This is a genomic window from Prosthecobacter fluviatilis (assembly GCF_055388355.1).
Window position 1 is genome coordinate 452,048 of the sequence record NZ_AP043782.1, and the last position, 14,598, is coordinate 466,645.

General features: G+C 62.0%; 13 protein-coding genes and 1 tRNA gene. 12 read left to right on the forward strand and 2 right to left on the reverse strand.

Annotated elements, in window-relative coordinates:
* Window positions 1-83: 83 nt before the first annotated feature.
* The 3 genes from ACZ5WW_RS01665 to ACZ5WW_RS01675 are packed head-to-tail and all read left to right on the forward strand — an operon-like array spanning window position 84 to window position 3,495.
* On the forward strand, window positions 84-2,330 hold the full coding sequence (locus tag ACZ5WW_RS01665; protein WP_377169397.1) for a S9 family peptidase: 2,247 nt from the start codon (window positions 84-86) through the stop codon (window positions 2,328-2,330).
* 57 nt (window positions 2,331-2,387) lie between these two features.
* On the forward strand, window positions 2,388-2,870 hold the full coding sequence (locus ACZ5WW_RS01670) for a hypothetical protein (RefSeq protein ID WP_377169399.1): 483 nt from the start codon (window positions 2,388-2,390) through the stop codon (window positions 2,868-2,870).
* A 25-nt stretch (window positions 2,871-2,895) separates the two neighbouring features.
* On the forward strand, window positions 2,896-3,495 hold the full coding sequence (locus tag ACZ5WW_RS01675) for a hypothetical protein (RefSeq protein WP_377169401.1): 600 nt from the start codon (window positions 2,896-2,898) through the stop codon (window positions 3,493-3,495).
* A 23-nt stretch (window positions 3,496-3,518) separates the two neighbouring features.
* Here the strand turns inward: ACZ5WW_RS01675 and prfA are convergent, their stop codons facing one another.
* Complete coding sequence (gene prfA, locus ACZ5WW_RS01680) at window positions 3,519-4,598, reverse strand: peptide chain release factor 1 (RefSeq protein WP_377169403.1); 1,080 nt, start codon at window positions 4,596-4,598, stop codon at window positions 3,519-3,521.
* 99 nt (window positions 4,599-4,697) lie between these two features.
* Window positions 4,698-4,958 (reverse strand): 50S ribosomal protein L31, encoded by a 261-nt coding sequence (rpmE, locus tag ACZ5WW_RS01685; protein WP_377169405.1) that lies wholly within the window; start codon window positions 4,956-4,958, stop codon window positions 4,698-4,700.
* 166 nt (window positions 4,959-5,124) lie between these two features.
* On the opposite strand from rpmE, the gene ACZ5WW_RS01690 reads away from it, so the two are divergent.
* From ACZ5WW_RS01690 to ACZ5WW_RS01730, 9 genes are all read left to right on the forward strand, one after another.
* Window positions 5,125-6,954, forward strand: a complete 1,830-nt coding sequence (locus ACZ5WW_RS01690) for an arylsulfatase (RefSeq protein ID WP_377169407.1) — start codon at window positions 5,125-5,127, stop codon at window positions 6,952-6,954.
* A 65-nt stretch (window positions 6,955-7,019) separates the two neighbouring features.
* The gene (locus ACZ5WW_RS01695; protein WP_377169409.1) at window positions 7,020-7,439 is read left to right on the forward strand and encodes a hypothetical protein; all 420 of its coding nucleotides are present in this window, start codon (window positions 7,020-7,022) and stop codon (window positions 7,437-7,439) included.
* Between the two features lie 116 nt (window positions 7,440-7,555).
* A complete protein-coding gene (locus ACZ5WW_RS01700; protein ID WP_377169411.1) occupies window positions 7,556-8,983 on the forward strand; it encodes a transglutaminase-like domain-containing protein in 1,428 nt (475 codons plus the stop codon).
* 71 nt (window positions 8,984-9,054) lie between these two features.
* The gene (locus ACZ5WW_RS01705) at window positions 9,055-9,525 is read left to right on the forward strand and encodes an NfeD family protein (protein WP_377169413.1); all 471 of its coding nucleotides are present in this window, start codon (window positions 9,055-9,057) and stop codon (window positions 9,523-9,525) included.
* 51 nt (window positions 9,526-9,576) lie between these two features.
* Window positions 9,577-10,587, forward strand: a complete 1,011-nt coding sequence (gene floA / locus ACZ5WW_RS01710) for a flotillin-like protein FloA (RefSeq protein WP_377169415.1) — start codon at window positions 9,577-9,579, stop codon at window positions 10,585-10,587.
* Window positions 10,588-10,609: 22 nt separating this feature from the next.
* Window positions 10,610-11,239 carry a hypothetical protein gene (locus tag ACZ5WW_RS01715; protein WP_377169417.1) on the forward strand — a complete coding sequence of 210 codons (630 nt, stop codon included), beginning with the start codon at window positions 10,610-10,612 and terminating at the stop codon, window positions 11,237-11,239.
* 20 nt (window positions 11,240-11,259) lie between these two features.
* Window positions 11,260-11,346: transfer RNA gene (locus ACZ5WW_RS01720), tRNA-Leu, on the forward strand.
* A 137-nt stretch (window positions 11,347-11,483) separates the two neighbouring features.
* Window positions 11,484-13,148 carry a right-handed parallel beta-helix repeat-containing protein gene (locus ACZ5WW_RS01725; protein ID WP_377169419.1) on the forward strand — a complete coding sequence of 555 codons (1,665 nt, stop codon included), beginning with the start codon at window positions 11,484-11,486 and terminating at the stop codon, window positions 13,146-13,148.
* A gap of 7 nt (window positions 13,149-13,155) precedes the next feature.
* Window positions 13,156-14,097 (forward strand): hypothetical protein, encoded by a 942-nt coding sequence (locus tag ACZ5WW_RS01730; RefSeq protein ID WP_377169421.1) that lies wholly within the window; start codon window positions 13,156-13,158, stop codon window positions 14,095-14,097.
* Window positions 14,098-14,598 lie beyond the last annotated feature (501 nt).

Consider the following 14,598-nt stretch of genomic DNA (forward strand, 5'->3'; position numbering starts at 1 on the left):
GCGGCGGGGAGCTCCTGCTTCCGCTGCACGGGCGCAACTCAAGGATTGAAGCGCGGCATGCAATGTCGCTAAATGGCGGCTTTATGAAATTCCGCCTGCTTTGTTTTCTGCTGGCCGCCCTCCAAGGGGCAACATTCACGCATGCTGCAGGTGATCCCGCGCAGTTGACGCTGGCCTCCATCTTCACCGACGAAGAGTACAAGGAGGAGAAAATGGAAGCGCTGCACTGGAGCAAGAAGGGGGCGTGTTACTTTTCCCTCGAACCGCTGGGCAAGGACAAGGAGGGCAAAGACATTCCCGGCAAAGATCTCGTGCGCCATGAGGTGGCCACGGGCCTGCAGACGGTCATCGCCTCGGCGAAAACGCTGACGGCTCCTGGCGAAAAGAAGCCGCTGAGCGTGGACAGCTTTGAGTTCTCTGAGGACGAGTCGCAGGTGCTGCTGTTTGCCAACACGCGCAAGGTGTGGCGCAAGAACACACGGGGCGACTACTGGGTGCTGAACGTGGCCACCGGAGCTTTGCGCAAGGTCGGCGGAGATGCCGCGCCCGCGACGCTGATGTTTGCCAAGTTTTCACCCGACGGCAGCCGCGTGGCCTACGTGCAGAAGAACAACCTGTACGTGCAAAGCCTGGCGGACATGAAGATCACCGCTGTGACGGCGGATGGCTCCGCCACACTGATCAACGGCGCTTCCGACTGGGTGAACGAAGAAGAGCTGGAGCTGCGCGACTGCTTTCGCTGGAGCCCGGATGGCGCGCGCCTGCTGTTCTGGCAGTTTGATACCCGCGATGTGAAGCTCTTCACGCTGGTGAACCAGGCCGATGGCCGCTATCCGCGCATCACCACATTTCCGTATCCCAAGGCAGGCGAAAAGAACTCAGCCACGCGCCTCGGGGTGGTCTCTGCCGCAGGCGGTGGCATCACCTGGCTGGCCGTGCCCGGAGATCCGCGTGAGCATTACCTGCCGCATGCCGAGTGGACGCCGGATGGCAAGGCGGTGCTGCTGCAGCAGTTCAACCGCCTGCAAAACACGCTGCATGTCATGCGTGCAGATCCTGCCACGGGGGCCACGCAGGTGGTGCTTACGGAGACGGACAAAGCCTGGGTGGACAACATGAACCCCGTCCGCTGGATCGGGGATGACTTCCTCTGGCTCAGCGAGCGCAGCGGCTGGCGCCATGCCTACCGCGCCACCCTGGCGGGTGAGGTGACACCCATCACACAGGGGGAGTTTGATGTCATGGATGTCAGGCAGGTCGATGCCAAAGGCGGCTGGCTGTACTATGACGCCTCTCCCACGAACGCCACGCAGCGGTATCTCTATCGCATCGGTCTCAAAGATGGCGAGCCGCAGCGGCTCTCGCCTGCGGACCAGCCGGGGACACACACCTACAGCCTGAGCGAGGATACACAGTGGGCCGTGCACACATATTCGACGGCGACCACGCCGCCTGTGATTCAGCTGGTCTCGCTTCCCGACCACAAAACGAAGAGCGTGCTCAGATCGCAGAAGCGGCTGCGTGAAAAGCTCGCGGCGCTCAAGCTGCCGAAGGTCGATTTTATGCGCGTGGACATCGGCGGCGGTATCTCATGCGATGCCTTTTGCATCACCGCGCAGGATCTGGACAATTCGCGAACGCATCCGCTGCTGATGCATGTTTATGGCGAGCCCGCCGGGCAGACGGTGAAGGATGTCTGGAGTGGGCAGCGCGGGCTCTGGCACTGGATGCTGGCGCAGCAGGGCTATGTGGTGGCCAGTGTGGACACACGCGGCACGCCCGGCCCGCACGGACGTGACTGGCGCAAGGGCATCTATCTCAAGCTCGGTGTCATCAATTCCCAGGAGCAGGCGGCGGCCACGCAGGCTTTGCTGCAGCGCTTCACCTTCCTCGATCCGCAGCGTGTGGGCATCTGGGGCTGGAGTGGCGGAGGCAGCAGCAGCCTGGACGCCATCTTTCGCTACCCCGATCTTTATCAAACGGCCATGGCCGTGGCACCGGTGCCCGACCGCAGCCTCTATGACACCATTTATGAGGAGCGCTACATGGGGCTGCCCAAAGGAAATGCAGAAGGCTATCGGCTCGGCTCTCCCATCACTCATGCCGCAGCTTTGAAGGGGAATCTGCTCATCGTGCACGGCACGGGTGATGACAATGTGCACTACCAGGGCACGGAGAAGCTGATCAATGAACTCGTGGCGAAAAACAAACACTTCACCGTCATGCCTTATCCGAACCGTGATCACGCCATCAACAGCGGCAAAGGCACCCAGCGTCATCTGTATGAACTGATGACGAACTACCTGCATCAGCATCTGCCTGTGAAATGAGCTCGCGGTCGCATTTCAGAAGAAGGTTGAATGTTCAGGGGGCAATGCTGAATGTGAATGATGAATGAGATCCCTTCACGCAGCACTCTGCTGACTCGGATGAGTGCGGGCTTCATGGTGGCGCTGCTGGTCTTTTTAAGCAGTTGCATGCAGGAGCAGCATGCAGATCCGGGCTCTACCTTTCACAAGGGCCTGCAGAGGGATGCGTGGCGCACGCTGGCCTCGTATGATGAAGCCTTGCTGAAACACCGCGAGACCTTTCGGCGCGAGGTGCCTGCGGCCTACTGGGACCCGGGCATTCAGAAGCTGCAACCGCTCAAGGTCTATACGCACCGGGGAAATCTGGTGGTGGTGCAGTGTGCGACTGCGGAGACTGAGCATGGCAAATACATCGGCCTGCCCGTGGCGCCGTTTCACCCCAAGGCGGCATGGTTTTCGCGCAAGCACGCGGTGGACGGCTTTGTCTTCCGCCCGGCTGCAGGAACCGGAGTGTTTAATTATGCCCGCACGCTGCCAGCTGTGCCGCACTACCACCGCTGAAAGCAGGCAAGGACGGAGATCACTCATGAGCACCTACAAAGAAATTTGGGCGAACGAATTGCGGAACCTCGTGAAGGAGTGTTTCGAGAAAGAGCCGATCCCCGCACGGAAGAGCCTCACGCCGTTGCAGGAGATGCAGTGCCGCATTCTCGGCGGGCATCTTTTGAGCTGGCTCGAAAACTGGGGGCCTCAGCTCATTATGGAGCGGAATGTTCTTGCGCACATGCGTCCTCCTGAAGAAAGGCCGGAGGACAAGGAACCCATCATTGTTTTTGTCATGGACGAGCCTGGCCTGGTGGCCGCCCGGGAGATCATCCGGGACACCAGCGGAAGGTTGGTCTATGTCCGGAAGACGGATTTTGACTTCTGCATGGCGATCAACCCCGACCCTGGGTATGTGTGCCACTGCGTGCTGCAGTCGCGCTTCTTGGAGGAAGGTGAGCAAGGCGTGGATTTCACGGCGCTGCGCGAGCGGTTTAACCTGGACGCGGACACCCCCATCGGCGTGCACTATGACTGCTCCACCCTGGGGCCGCTGTTTGCCCGGGGCGGTCTTCACCTGTGGGCCTTCACCGAGGACGGCCCCAAGCTCATCGAAGAAGCCTTCGAGAGCTGGGTTTCCTGATCAGGGTTTGAGCGCCTGTCCCATCACGCCAGCCCGGCCTCGGCCAGACGCTCCTTCAGATCGCTGGCCAGCAGGGCCTGGAGGATGCCTTCGATGCGGCCCTCCATGAACTGGTCGAGATTGTAGAGCGTGAGCTCGATGCGGTGATCGGTCACGCGGTTCTGCGGGTAGTTGTAGGTGCGGATTTTTTCTTCGCGCCCGCCGCTGCCGATGAGGCTTTTGCGGTTGGCGGAGTACTTGGCGGCCTCTTCCTGCTGCTTCTTTTCCAGCAGGCGCGAGCGCAGGATGCTGAGGGCCTTTTCCTTGTTTTTGATCTGGCTGCGTCCGTCCTGGCAGCGGACGATGGTGCCGGTGGGGATGTGCAGCACCTGCACGGCGGAGTCGGTGGTGTTCACGCCCTGGCCGCCTGCGCCGGATGAGCGGCAGACTTCGATGCGGACTTCATCAGGCTTGAGCTCAAAGTCCACTTCCTCGGCCTCGGGCAGCACGGCCACGGTGGCGGCGGAGGTGTGGATGCGGCCCTGCGCCTCCGTGGCGGGCACGCGCTGCACGCGGTGCACACCGCTTTCGTATTTCATCACGCGGTACACGTCCTCGCCGCTGATTTTGACGATGACTTCCTTCAGGCCGCCCACTTCGGAGGGGCTGCTGTCCAGAGGCTCGATCTTCCAGCCACGGCCTTCCGCAAAGCGCGTGTACATGCGCAGCAGATCGGCGGCAAAGAGGGATGCTTCATCGCCGCCGGTGCCTGCACGGATTTCGAGGATGATGTCGCGGCCTTCCAGCGGATCAGGAGGCAGGATGGATTCCTGGATGGACTTTTCCAGATCGACGAGGCGCTGCTCCAGCACGGGGATTTCCGCAGCGGCCATCTCGGCGAATTCCTTGTCCTCCTGGGATTTGGCCATCACGCGGCTGTCGGCCAGCTCGACCTGCGTTTTTTCAAAATCCGCCCAGTGGGTGAGGAGGTTCTGCAGGCTGCGGTGCTCGCGCAGCAGTTCCCCGGCCTTCTTGGCATCGTCGTAGAAGTTCGGGCGGCCGATGATGTCTTCGAGGTCGGCGAAGCGGGTGCGTTTACCGGCGATGACGCCTGAGTAGTCCATGGTGGCGGGGGGAAGGGGAAGCGGAGAGCGGAGACAAAAAGAAAACGGTGCCCAGCGCGAGGCATGGACACCGTTTGACTAAATAGCGGGGGCTGAGAGCTAGGCTTCGGCAGCAGGGGCTGCTTCGGCGGCTGCGAGCTTCGGAGCGGTGCGGCGGGCGCGGATGGAGCCGTAGCGCTGGGCGAACTTGTCCACGCGGCCGGCGGTGTCGATGAAGCGCTGCTCACCGGTGAAGTAAGGATGGCAGGCGGAGCAGATGCCGATACGGAGGTTCGGCACGGTCGAGATCGTGTTGTACACGGCACCGCAGGTGCAGGTGATGGTCGTCTCGGTGGTCTTGGGATGGATGTTTTCTTTCATGGTGGTGGGGCTCCACGTGGTTCGGCGAGGCGCGGTACGCAGCTTTCGCCGGGGCGTGGGGACGGGCATGGTAGTGGATTTCGGGGTTTGGTCAAGAGAGGAGTAATGCCAGGAACGGCAAGGAGTTGATAGCATTACCTCTCCGGCTCCGTTTCCGCGCCCAACCATGCTCCACCGATTCTGCCTTCTGGTCTCCCTCCTTGTCTGCACCCACCTCCACGCGGCGGCGCCCAATGTGGTGGTGATGCTGGCGGATGATTCGGGCTGGGGGGATTACTCGATCCATGGGAATACAAACCTGAAAACACCGAACATCGACAAGCTGGCGCAGTCGGGGGCGCAGTTTGACCGGTTTTTTGTCTGTGCGCTGTGCGCGCCCACGCGGGGGGAGTTTCTCACGGGGCGCTACCATTCGCGTGGCGGGGTGAAGGGCGTGTCCACCGGGCTGGAGCGGCTGAACACGGATGAGAAGACCATCGCGGACGCCTTTCTGGCTGCGGGCTATTCGACGGGGGCGTTTGGGAAGTGGCACAATGGCAGCCAGTGGCCCTACCACCCCAATGCGCGCGGCTTTCAGGAATACGTGGGCTACACGGCGGGCCACTGGGGCGAGTACTTTGACCCGCCGCTGGAGCACAACGGCAGGATGTTCCGCGCCAAGGGGTTCATCGTGGACGTGCTGGTGGGAAAGGCGATGGAGTTCATCGAGGCGAACCGCGAGAAGCCCTTCTTTTGCTACATCCCGCTGACGACGCCGCACTCGCCTTTCAGCGTGCCTGACGAGCACTGGGACAAGTTCAAAGACTCCCCGGTGACGATGCGCGGCGAGGAGGGGGAAAAGGAAGACCTGGCCGTGAGCCGCACCGTGCTGGCGATGATGGACAACATCGACGTGAACGTGGGCCGTGTGCTCAAGAAGCTCGATGACCTGAAGCTGAGCGAAAACACCATCGTGGTCTATTTCAGTGACAACGGCCCCAACAGCTTCCGCTGGAACGGCGGCATGAAGGGGAAAAAGGGCACCACGGATGAGGGCGGGGTGCGCTCGGCGCTGTTCATGCGCTGGCCGGGGAAAATCAAGGAGGGCAGCAGGGTCACGCGGATCTCGGGGGCGATCGATCTGCTGCCGACGCTGACGGCGCTGGCCGGGGTGAAACCGGTGAGCACCAAGCCGCTGGACGGCTGGGATTTTTCCACTCTGCTGCTCGGCGGCGAGTGGAAGCGCGGGCCGCGTGAGCTCATGAACTACAACGGCGGCAGGCTCAGCGTGCGGTCGGAGACTCATCGGCTGGATGCGAGCGGCGTGCTCTACGACATGGTGGCGGATCCGAACCAGACCAAGGACGTGACAGCGGAGCAGCCGCAGATCGCCGCCGAGCTCGCTGCCAAGGCGACGGCCTGGCACCAGGAGGTGTTTGGAAAGCCCTACGTGCCCGCAGCCGGTGGTGGCAAAGGCAAAGGGCAGGGGAAGGCGAAGCCGAAAGGAAAAAACCCCGGCGCGGAGCCCTTTGAGGATGATCGGCCCTACCCGGTGGGCTACACGGAGTTCCCCATCACCATGCTGCCTGCGCGCGATGGCGTCCCGCATGGTGAGGTGAAACGCAGCTCCAACGCGCCCAACTGCTCCTACTTTGTGAACTGGAGGACGAAGGAGGACAGCATGACGTGGGATATCGAGGTGCACACCGCCGGGGAGTATGAGGTGAACATCGACTACGCCTGCCCGGAGGCGGATGCGGGGGCGCTGGTGGAGCTGAGCTTTGAGGGGGCGCTGGCGACGGGCAAAGTCGGCCCCGGCTGGTACCCGCCGCTGGAGGATGATCAGGACCGCGCGCCGCGCAAAGGGGAGAGCTACATGCGCGACTTTCACAGCCTGCCGCTGGGCACGATCAATCTTTCCGCCAAGCGCGGACTTCTCACGCTGCGTGCCTTGGAGATCCCCGGCCAGACGGTCATGGAGGTGCGGCGTGTGACGCTGACCCTGAAGACAAAGTGATTCATGGCATGAATCCTGATACCGTAAGGGGTCTCTGATCACGAAGATCTGCCAACCCAACCTGTATGAAACTGTCCCGCGCTCTTTTCCTTGCCCTCGCTTCGCTGCTGCTTGCCTCCTGTGGTTCCGTGGCCCCCGTGTCCACTGGCACTTCGGGGATCGTGGTCGGTCCGGGTGAACTCCGCGAATGCGGCCAGGGGAAGGTGGAGTTTCCCGCCGGTTTGTACACAGCGCTGGTCGTTTCTGACAAGGGCACCTACTACCTGGCGCCGGAGCGCATTCGCACCAAGGGCGTGCTGCTTGGCCGTGCCGAGCGTGGGGGTATTTTTGTCTCCAGCCTCCCCGGCAACCCGCAGGCCGCCTGGTTTGGCGATCTGACCGACGTGGTGGCTCAGAAACCCAGCACGCTGTTTGAGGCTGTGGGAGTCAATGCCCCGAAGCTGTGGCCCTACACACCGAAGATTCCGTTTCAGGTGAAAAAGTAGCTGCCGGGCTGAGTGGGGGCACTCGCCCCATGGGGAGGATTTAAACGTAATTACTTTGTCATAGCGGGTGGTTTTCGTTGCGCGCAGTGTTATAAAAACTATAATTTACTGTCCGCATGAGCCGTCGCCTTATCTTCTGGTCCATCACCTCTGCTGCCTTGCTGGCGGGGGGGATCGTTGCGATGAAGGAAGGCTGGCTGAGAGGTTGGGAGATGAGGGTCGGGGAGCTGATGACGAGCCCCGGCGCGCAGTACAGCGCAGCTAAGTTCCGCGTTGATCTGGTGGACCAGTTCAATTACTCGCGCATGGCGGAAAAGACCCCCACGCTGCGGGTGGACCCTGAAATGGAGGCCTGGCTGGACCGGGAGTTTCCCAAGATCGACACGACCAACCTCGACAAAGTCACCGAGTTGGTGCAGGACGGCATGCCGCGCTACTACCGGGTCTCGGTGTGTGTGGCCAGCAGCCCGAGCCTGCGCGAGCTGCTGCAGCGCTTTCATGAGCATGCCCACAGCGCGCAGCCGGAAATGACGCATATGGCCATCGGCCTGCGGCCAAGAGCCAGCGGGCTCATGCATGAGGCCCTGCTGGTGCTGGGCCAGAGGCTGCGGGATTTCACGCCTGAAGCGCTCTCAGAATCTGGAGACGAGCCCTTTTTCAGCACCTGCGTGCACTGCAAGCAGCCGCACTTCATGAAGCTCTCCAAGGCGCAGCGCAGCATGGCGCTGGAGTGCCCGAAGTGCCACCGCAAGTATGCGGTGATCGCGGCGGACAGCGCGGGCAAGTTTCACTACGTAAACGAGTTCCTCACGGGCTACGCGCCCCCGGCGGTGTTTGCAAAAAACCAGTCGCGTGTGCAGCAGCTCTTCACCATCTGGTCCGCCGTGCATGCCAACTGCCGCTACACCAACGACCCCGGCGCGAAGGCGGGCAGCAGCTTTGCCAAGCCGGAACAGACGGACTGCTGGCAGTTTGCAGATGAGACGCAGCGGCTGCAGCGGGGCGACTGCGAGGACTCCTCCATCTTTCTGGCGGACTGGCTCATGTCCCGCGGCTTTCAGGTGCGCGTGGCGCTGGGGCGCTACGGAGACCTGGGAGGCCACGCCTGGTGCGTGGTGAAGATCGAGGACAAGGAGTACCTGCTCGAATCCACGGAAAGCCGCCCTGACCCGAGCGACCCGCCGCTGGCCAGCCGTGTGGGCAGCCGCTACGTGCCGGAGGTGCTGTTTGACCGGTTTGCCATCTACGTGCCCACCAGCGCCAACCGCAACTGGAAGGGGGACTACTGGTCTGCCAATGCCTGGACGCGTGTCGAGCCCCGGACCGAGCTGGGGGGAGACCCCATCCTGGCGCGTGCACCGACGGGCACTGCGATCAAAATGGGCACACAAAACCTGCTCGAAACCAGTGCGGCAGGCGAGGGTGGCCGTCCCTCCCGAATGGCATTTGCCAGCCCGGCTTCGCCAACGCTTCTCAACCTGGGAGACATTCCCGTGGGGGCCAAAGACTGGCGTCAGTCCATGGTGCCGCCGCGTCAGCCCTGAGCTCCGCCGGAAGGCGTGGAGGGTGATCACGTGTTGACGCCCCGTCCTGCAGCATCCAGCTTGGTGCACTCATGCTCGCCAGCATCGCCATTCTTACGCTGTTCGGCATCCTGCTCATCATGCTGGAAACCTTCCTGCCTGGCTGGGTGGCGGGCATCCTAGGCACGATCGCCCTGTTTGCAGCGGTGTGGCTGGCCCTGAAGTCTGAGGAGCTCGCAGGCTGGAGCCCTGCCCAGAGGCTGGGTCTGGTGCTGGGCATCGTGGTGTGTGCCACGGGAGTGCTGGCCGTCTGGCTGCGGTGGTTCGCCGTGAAGTTTTTCCGCCGGTCATTCACGCTGACCACGAGCATCGAGACCCCGGCCGCAGCTGGAGCCGCGCCGGGTGCGCAGGGCGTGGCCCTCACCGAGCTGCGCCCGCTGGGGCGTGCGGAGATCGCCGGCCAGCGCTACGAAGTGCGCTGCCAGACGGGCCTCGCCGCGGCCGGTGCACGCATTGAGGTGATCGCGACGGAGCCTGGCAACCTGCTCGTGCGCACGCTCTGACGGTCTGATTTTCCTGCCCTTTCATTTCCCCAACCCCCAACAAACCCGCTCATGGCTTCTCTCGAAATTTTCATCATCGGCGCCACCATCATTGTCGCGCTTGTCCTCTTCCTGCTGGTGGCCAAGTTTTTCAATCTCTGGCTGCGCGCGCGTATCGCCAATGCGCCGGTCAGTTTCCCCACCCTGCTGGCCATGTGGCTGCGGGGTGTGCCCAATGCGCTGATCGTCGATACCCGCATCACCGCCGCGAAGGCCGGCATCCCCATCGGCACGGATCAGCTGGAGGCGCACTTCCTCGCCGGTGGTGAGGTGACGCACGTGGTGCTGTCATTGATTGCGTCTGACAAGGCGGGCATCCCGCTCGATTTCAACCGCGCCTGCGCCATCGACCTGGCCTGCAAAGGCACCAGCAAGACGGTGCTGGAAGCCGTGCGCACCAGCATCAATCCCAAGGTCATCGACTGCCCGCACCCGGACATGGGCCGTGGTGGGAAAATCGACGCCGTGGCCAAGGACGGCATCTCCCTGCGCGTGCGTGCGCGGGTGACCGTGCGCACCAATCTGGACCGCTTCGTCGGCGGTGCCACGGAGGAAACCGTCATCGCCCGTGTGGGTGAGGGCATCGTCACCTGCATCGGCTCCTCGTCTTCGTACAAGGACGTGCTGGAAAATCCTGACGCCATCTCCAAGCTCGTGCTCCACAAAGGTGTGGATGCCGGCACGGCGTTTGAAATTCTCTCCATCGACATTGCCGACATCGACGTGGGTGAAAACGTCGGTGCCAAGCTCCAGACAGAGCAGGCCGAGGCCGACAAGAAGATCGCGCAGGCGATGGCGGAAATGCGCCGCGCCGCCGCCGTGGCGCTGGAGCAGGAAATGTCTGCCCGCACCCAGGAAATGCGCGCCCGTGTGGTGGAGGCCGAGGCCCAGGTGCCGCTGGCGATCGCCGAAGCTTTCCGCAACGGCCAGCTTGGTGTGATGGACTTTGCCAAATACAAGAACGTGCTCGCAGACACCGAGATGCGCACCAAGATCGCCGGGGACTCCCCCGGTGCGAAGTAACCCTGCAAGCGTCGTCGTGACCATGCACCCCATTCTGCTGAGCAGCGATTTTGATCCGTTTCAGGCGGCAATCATTGTCATCGCCGTGCTGGCGGGCTTTGTGAAATGGCTGTGGGAAAGCTGGCAACTGAGGAAGGGAGCGGCACCCACGCCCCCTCCGGACCCCGAGGAGCAGCGCCGCCGCGAAGCCGCCTGGCGCAAGCAGACCGGGCAGCCTGCGCCCCCCGCCAAGCCCCCCCTGCCACCTGTGGTGGTGCCATCCCCGTGGGATGAACTGCGCAAAGCCTGGAAAGAACTGCAGGAGACAGCCAGGCAGGCCTCGGCTCCCGCCCGGCCTGTGCCGCCGCAGCAGCGCAAAGCGCAGGCCCAGCGCCCGCAGCAGCGTCAGCAGCCTGTGCAGCAACGTTCCGTGCAGGCGGCCCGTGCTCCGGCTCCGCCGCCCGTGCCGCCGGTGGTCGCAGCGCCGTCACCCGCAGCCCTCGCTGAAGCTCCAGCCAGCCACCCCGCCAAATCGGAGGCCCCCACAGGCTCCATCCTGGCCACGCTGCGCCATTTGCGCCGTGATCCCGCGCAGATGCGGCAGGCTATTTTGATGCAGGAGATACTTGGCCCGCCAAAAGCCTTGCAAACCTCCGACGAGTTCGCTAATTAAACGAACTCTTCTTTGAGCATGCCGGCGTGGTGAAATTGGTAGACGCGCTAGACTCAAAATCTTGTATCCGTGAGGATGTGTCGGTTCGAGTCCGACCGCCGGTACCATCAAAGAAGCTGCAGCAGAGGTTTCAGCGGGGGCCAAAGAGGATTCCATCCATGCCGTCCTGTGCGGGTGAAGTGAAGCCACCCTGGCGGCTTTATTTACCGCTTGTCCGGCCATAGGGCAGGCACTACGAAACTCCATGACTCGACTGCTGCCGTTCTTTTTGCTGGCTAGCTTGCACGCGGGTGACTCCACCACGCCGGGTGAAGTCACCTCGCCGTTTCCCACCCTCACGAATCTCGCCGTCGAATGGCAGATCGAGGGAGATGACGATCTCGATGCGGTCTGTGACATCAAGTTTCGTCCGGTTGGGGCTGCCGAATGGCGCGCGGGCATGCCTCTCAAGCGCGTCCCGGCGGGATCAAGCCAGAAGACCGATCCGATCATCTCCTGGACCAATCGCCTGAGCGGCAGCGTCTTCGATCTGCGGCCTGGCACGGAGTATGAGATCGCCCTGACTCTGCATGATCCTGATGGTGGAGATGCCACCCGCATCATCAAGGCAAGCACGCGGCCCGAAGCCGTCGCAGCCAAGGACGCGGTGATCAGAAACGGCACGAAGGCCGAGATCAACAGCGTGAAGCCCGGCGAGGTGCTTTTGCTGGCCGATGGCGACTACGGCGAGGTGCGCTTCAATCGCGATGGCGAGCCGGGAAAGCCCGTCATTTATCGCAGCACGAGCGGGAAGGCCGTTTTCAGGGAAGCGGGCCTCACCGACCGAAAGTGGGTGTATCTGGAAGGCATCACGGTGAATGGCCCGGTGCGCCTGAACAACACCGAGCACTGTGTGGTGAGGCGTTGCAAGATCACCGCCCAGTATGGCATCAAGGCCTACAAGCCCGGCATGACAAATGCCTGCATCGAGGACAACGTGATCACGGGCATACGCCAGTGGGACCCCTCCATCATGGGGGCGGGCGGCGACAATGAAGGCGAGGGCATCGAATTCACCGGCAGCGGCAATGTGATCCGCCACAACCGTGTCAGCGGCTTCCGCGACTGCATCTCCCACATGGAGGATGGCGGCGCGGTGGTGCAGGCGTGCAATGACATCCTCAACAACGATATCAGCGCCGGGCTCGACGACGGCATCGAGGCGGATTTTGCCCATCACAACTGCCGCATCATGCGCAATCGCCTGACGAACTGCTTTGTCGGGATCAGCAGCCAGCCCGGCCTCGGCGGCCCGAACTACTTCATCCGCAACGTCATGTTCAACATCACCTACGGCGCCTTCAAGCTGCACCGCTACAGCGTCGGCGATGTCATCTTGCACAACACCGTCGTCAAAGCGGGCGATGGCTTTGGCAACTACACCGGGGAGCCCTTTGATCATGCCTTGATCCAAAACAACCTCTTCATCGGCGGCAAAGTGACAAAGGGGAGGCAATACGGCGGCTACAGCCCCGGGCGCGGGCGCGCAGCAGACGTGCAGAATTTCGGCGGGCACTGCGTCATCGACTTCAATGCCTACGCCACGCACGGCCTTGCGTTTGAAGGCAAGCTGCGTTCCTGGACCTTCAGCAAACTGCCAGGTATCGAGTTTGAGCCTCATGGAGTGCAGGTGACGCTGGGGGTGCTGGCACATCCCAGCTTTCCTGAAGATCCCGCCAAATTTTATGAGCCGCCCGATCTGCGCCTCAAGCCCCAGTCTGCGGCCGCAGACATTGCGAGACCCTTTCCCAATGTAAACGACGCCTTCACTGGCTCGGCGGCTGACATGGGTGCCCATGAGGCCGGAATGAACGCGCCCGTCTATGGTCCTCGCGAAACGACTCTCCCGCCGGATGGCGAGCCCAAGTGATTCCTCCATGAAAACCGCCACGCTGCTTCTCTGCGTTTTCACCGCCTGCGCCCTCGCGCAGCATCCTGAACTCAAGACGGGACCGAATGCCGACCTCGGCGGCGCTTTGCTCATGCCTGCTGGGGACGAATGGAACCGGGATGTGTCCAAAGACGAGGTCGATCCGCTCAGCGACGCCATCATAGCGGCCATCGGCGCGGAGAAAGGACTGCATGAGGACTTCGGCCTCGTGTGGCAGGGGCAGCCCGGCGGCATCCCCTATTACGTTGTCAGCGGTGATCAGCCAAAGGTGCCGGTCATCTTCCGAGAAGCCAAAGATGAAAGCGATCCCGGCCCCTATCCCATCCCGCCGGATGCCTGGATCGAAGGCGGCAGCCAAAGCGATGGCGACCGCCACGTCCTCGTGCTCGATAAGGACAACTGGAAGCTCTATGAGATCTACCGCGCATTTCCGCTCTCCGGTGGCAAAGAATGGCAGGCCTACAGCGGCAGCGTCTTTGATCTGAAGGCGCCCAAGCCGCGCCCCGCCGGGTGGACCAGTGCCGATGCCGCTGGCCTGCCCATCATGCCCGGCCTGGCTCGCTACGATGAGATTTGCGGCACGAAGAAGCTCGCCCATGCGCTGCGCTTCACGGTCAAAAAGTCACGCCGTGCCTATGTGCCGCCCGCCACGCACTTCGCCAGTCCGCACAAGGATGACAACCTGCCCCCCATGGGCATGCGTGTGCGCCTGAAGGCCAGCTTTGACACCTCTAGATTTTCAGGCGCGGCCAAAGTGATCCTGGAAGGCCTCAAAACGCACGGCATGATCCTGGCAGACAACGGCGGCGACTGGTTCATCAGCGGTGCGCCGGATGATCGCTGGCACCATGAGGAACTCCTGCCCATTCGCCAGGTGAAGGGCAGAGAACTCGAGGTCGTCAAGATGGGCCCCATGACCACGCGCTGAGCCGCATAATAAATCGCAAATATTCTGGATATTGTTTTTAGCTCATTTCTTCCAGAAGCAGCCATTTTCCCGGAACCTTGCCAGCTTGCGAATGGTTGGTTGATCGCTTCTTTGAAAAAGTTGTAGGGACACCGACGCCCCAAAGGCGGACCTGCTCAGGCTCTTGTCCCGGAGCCTCACTTAAATCACCGTCCCGATTGCGGGGCGTGTTTTTTCTGTTTCTGCCCCCTTCCGCAACAGCAAAGAACCCCCTTGCCATTACATAGGCTCATCGCTTGCCCAATTCAGAGATTTGCCTGGCAAATAGTCGCTTCAAACGCCTTAAACAAAAAACCATTGAAATCCTTTTCAATTGGCTTGATTGGCGGCATTCTTGTTTTAAAGAATTTCTTAATCGGCGCGGTTTTCTTGAACGGAAAAATCTATAAAGCAGTGCCCGGCGTTACAATCAGCCTGGGCACTCCCCCATGTTGATTGGTCCGCTGCGCACGACGCTAGTCT

Coding starts and splice junctions, on each gene's coding strand:
- prfA (WP_377169403.1), bottom strand. CDS start 4,598: ATGGACTACTCAGGCGTCATCGCCGGTAAACGCACCCGCTTCGCCGAC.
- ACZ5WW_RS01695 (WP_377169409.1), top strand. CDS start 7,020: ATGAAACTGTCCCGCGCTCTTTTCCTTGCCCTCGCTTCGCTGCTGCTT.
- ACZ5WW_RS01690 (WP_377169407.1), top strand. CDS start 5,125: ATGCTCCACCGATTCTGCCTTCTGGTCTCCCTCCTTGTCTGCACCCAC.
- ACZ5WW_RS01705 (WP_377169413.1), top strand. CDS start 9,055: ATGCTCGCCAGCATCGCCATTCTTACGCTGTTCGGCATCCTGCTCATC.
- ACZ5WW_RS01725 (WP_377169419.1), top strand. CDS start 11,484: ATGACTCGACTGCTGCCGTTCTTTTTGCTGGCTAGCTTGCACGCGGGT.
- ACZ5WW_RS01675 (WP_377169401.1), top strand. CDS start 2,896: ATGAGCACCTACAAAGAAATTTGGGCGAACGAATTGCGGAACCTCGTG.
- rpmE (WP_377169405.1), bottom strand. CDS start 4,958: ATGAAAGAAAACATCCATCCCAAGACCACCGAGACGACCATCACCTGC.
- ACZ5WW_RS01665 (WP_377169397.1), top strand. CDS start 84: ATGAAATTCCGCCTGCTTTGTTTTCTGCTGGCCGCCCTCCAAGGGGCA.
- ACZ5WW_RS01670 (WP_377169399.1), top strand. CDS start 2,388: ATGATGAATGAGATCCCTTCACGCAGCACTCTGCTGACTCGGATGAGT.
- ACZ5WW_RS01730 (WP_377169421.1), top strand. CDS start 13,156: ATGAAAACCGCCACGCTGCTTCTCTGCGTTTTCACCGCCTGCGCCCTC.
- ACZ5WW_RS01715 (WP_377169417.1), top strand. CDS start 10,610: ATGCACCCCATTCTGCTGAGCAGCGATTTTGATCCGTTTCAGGCGGCA.
- ACZ5WW_RS01700 (WP_377169411.1), top strand. CDS start 7,556: ATGAGCCGTCGCCTTATCTTCTGGTCCATCACCTCTGCTGCCTTGCTG.
- floA (WP_377169415.1), top strand. CDS start 9,577: ATGGCTTCTCTCGAAATTTTCATCATCGGCGCCACCATCATTGTCGCG.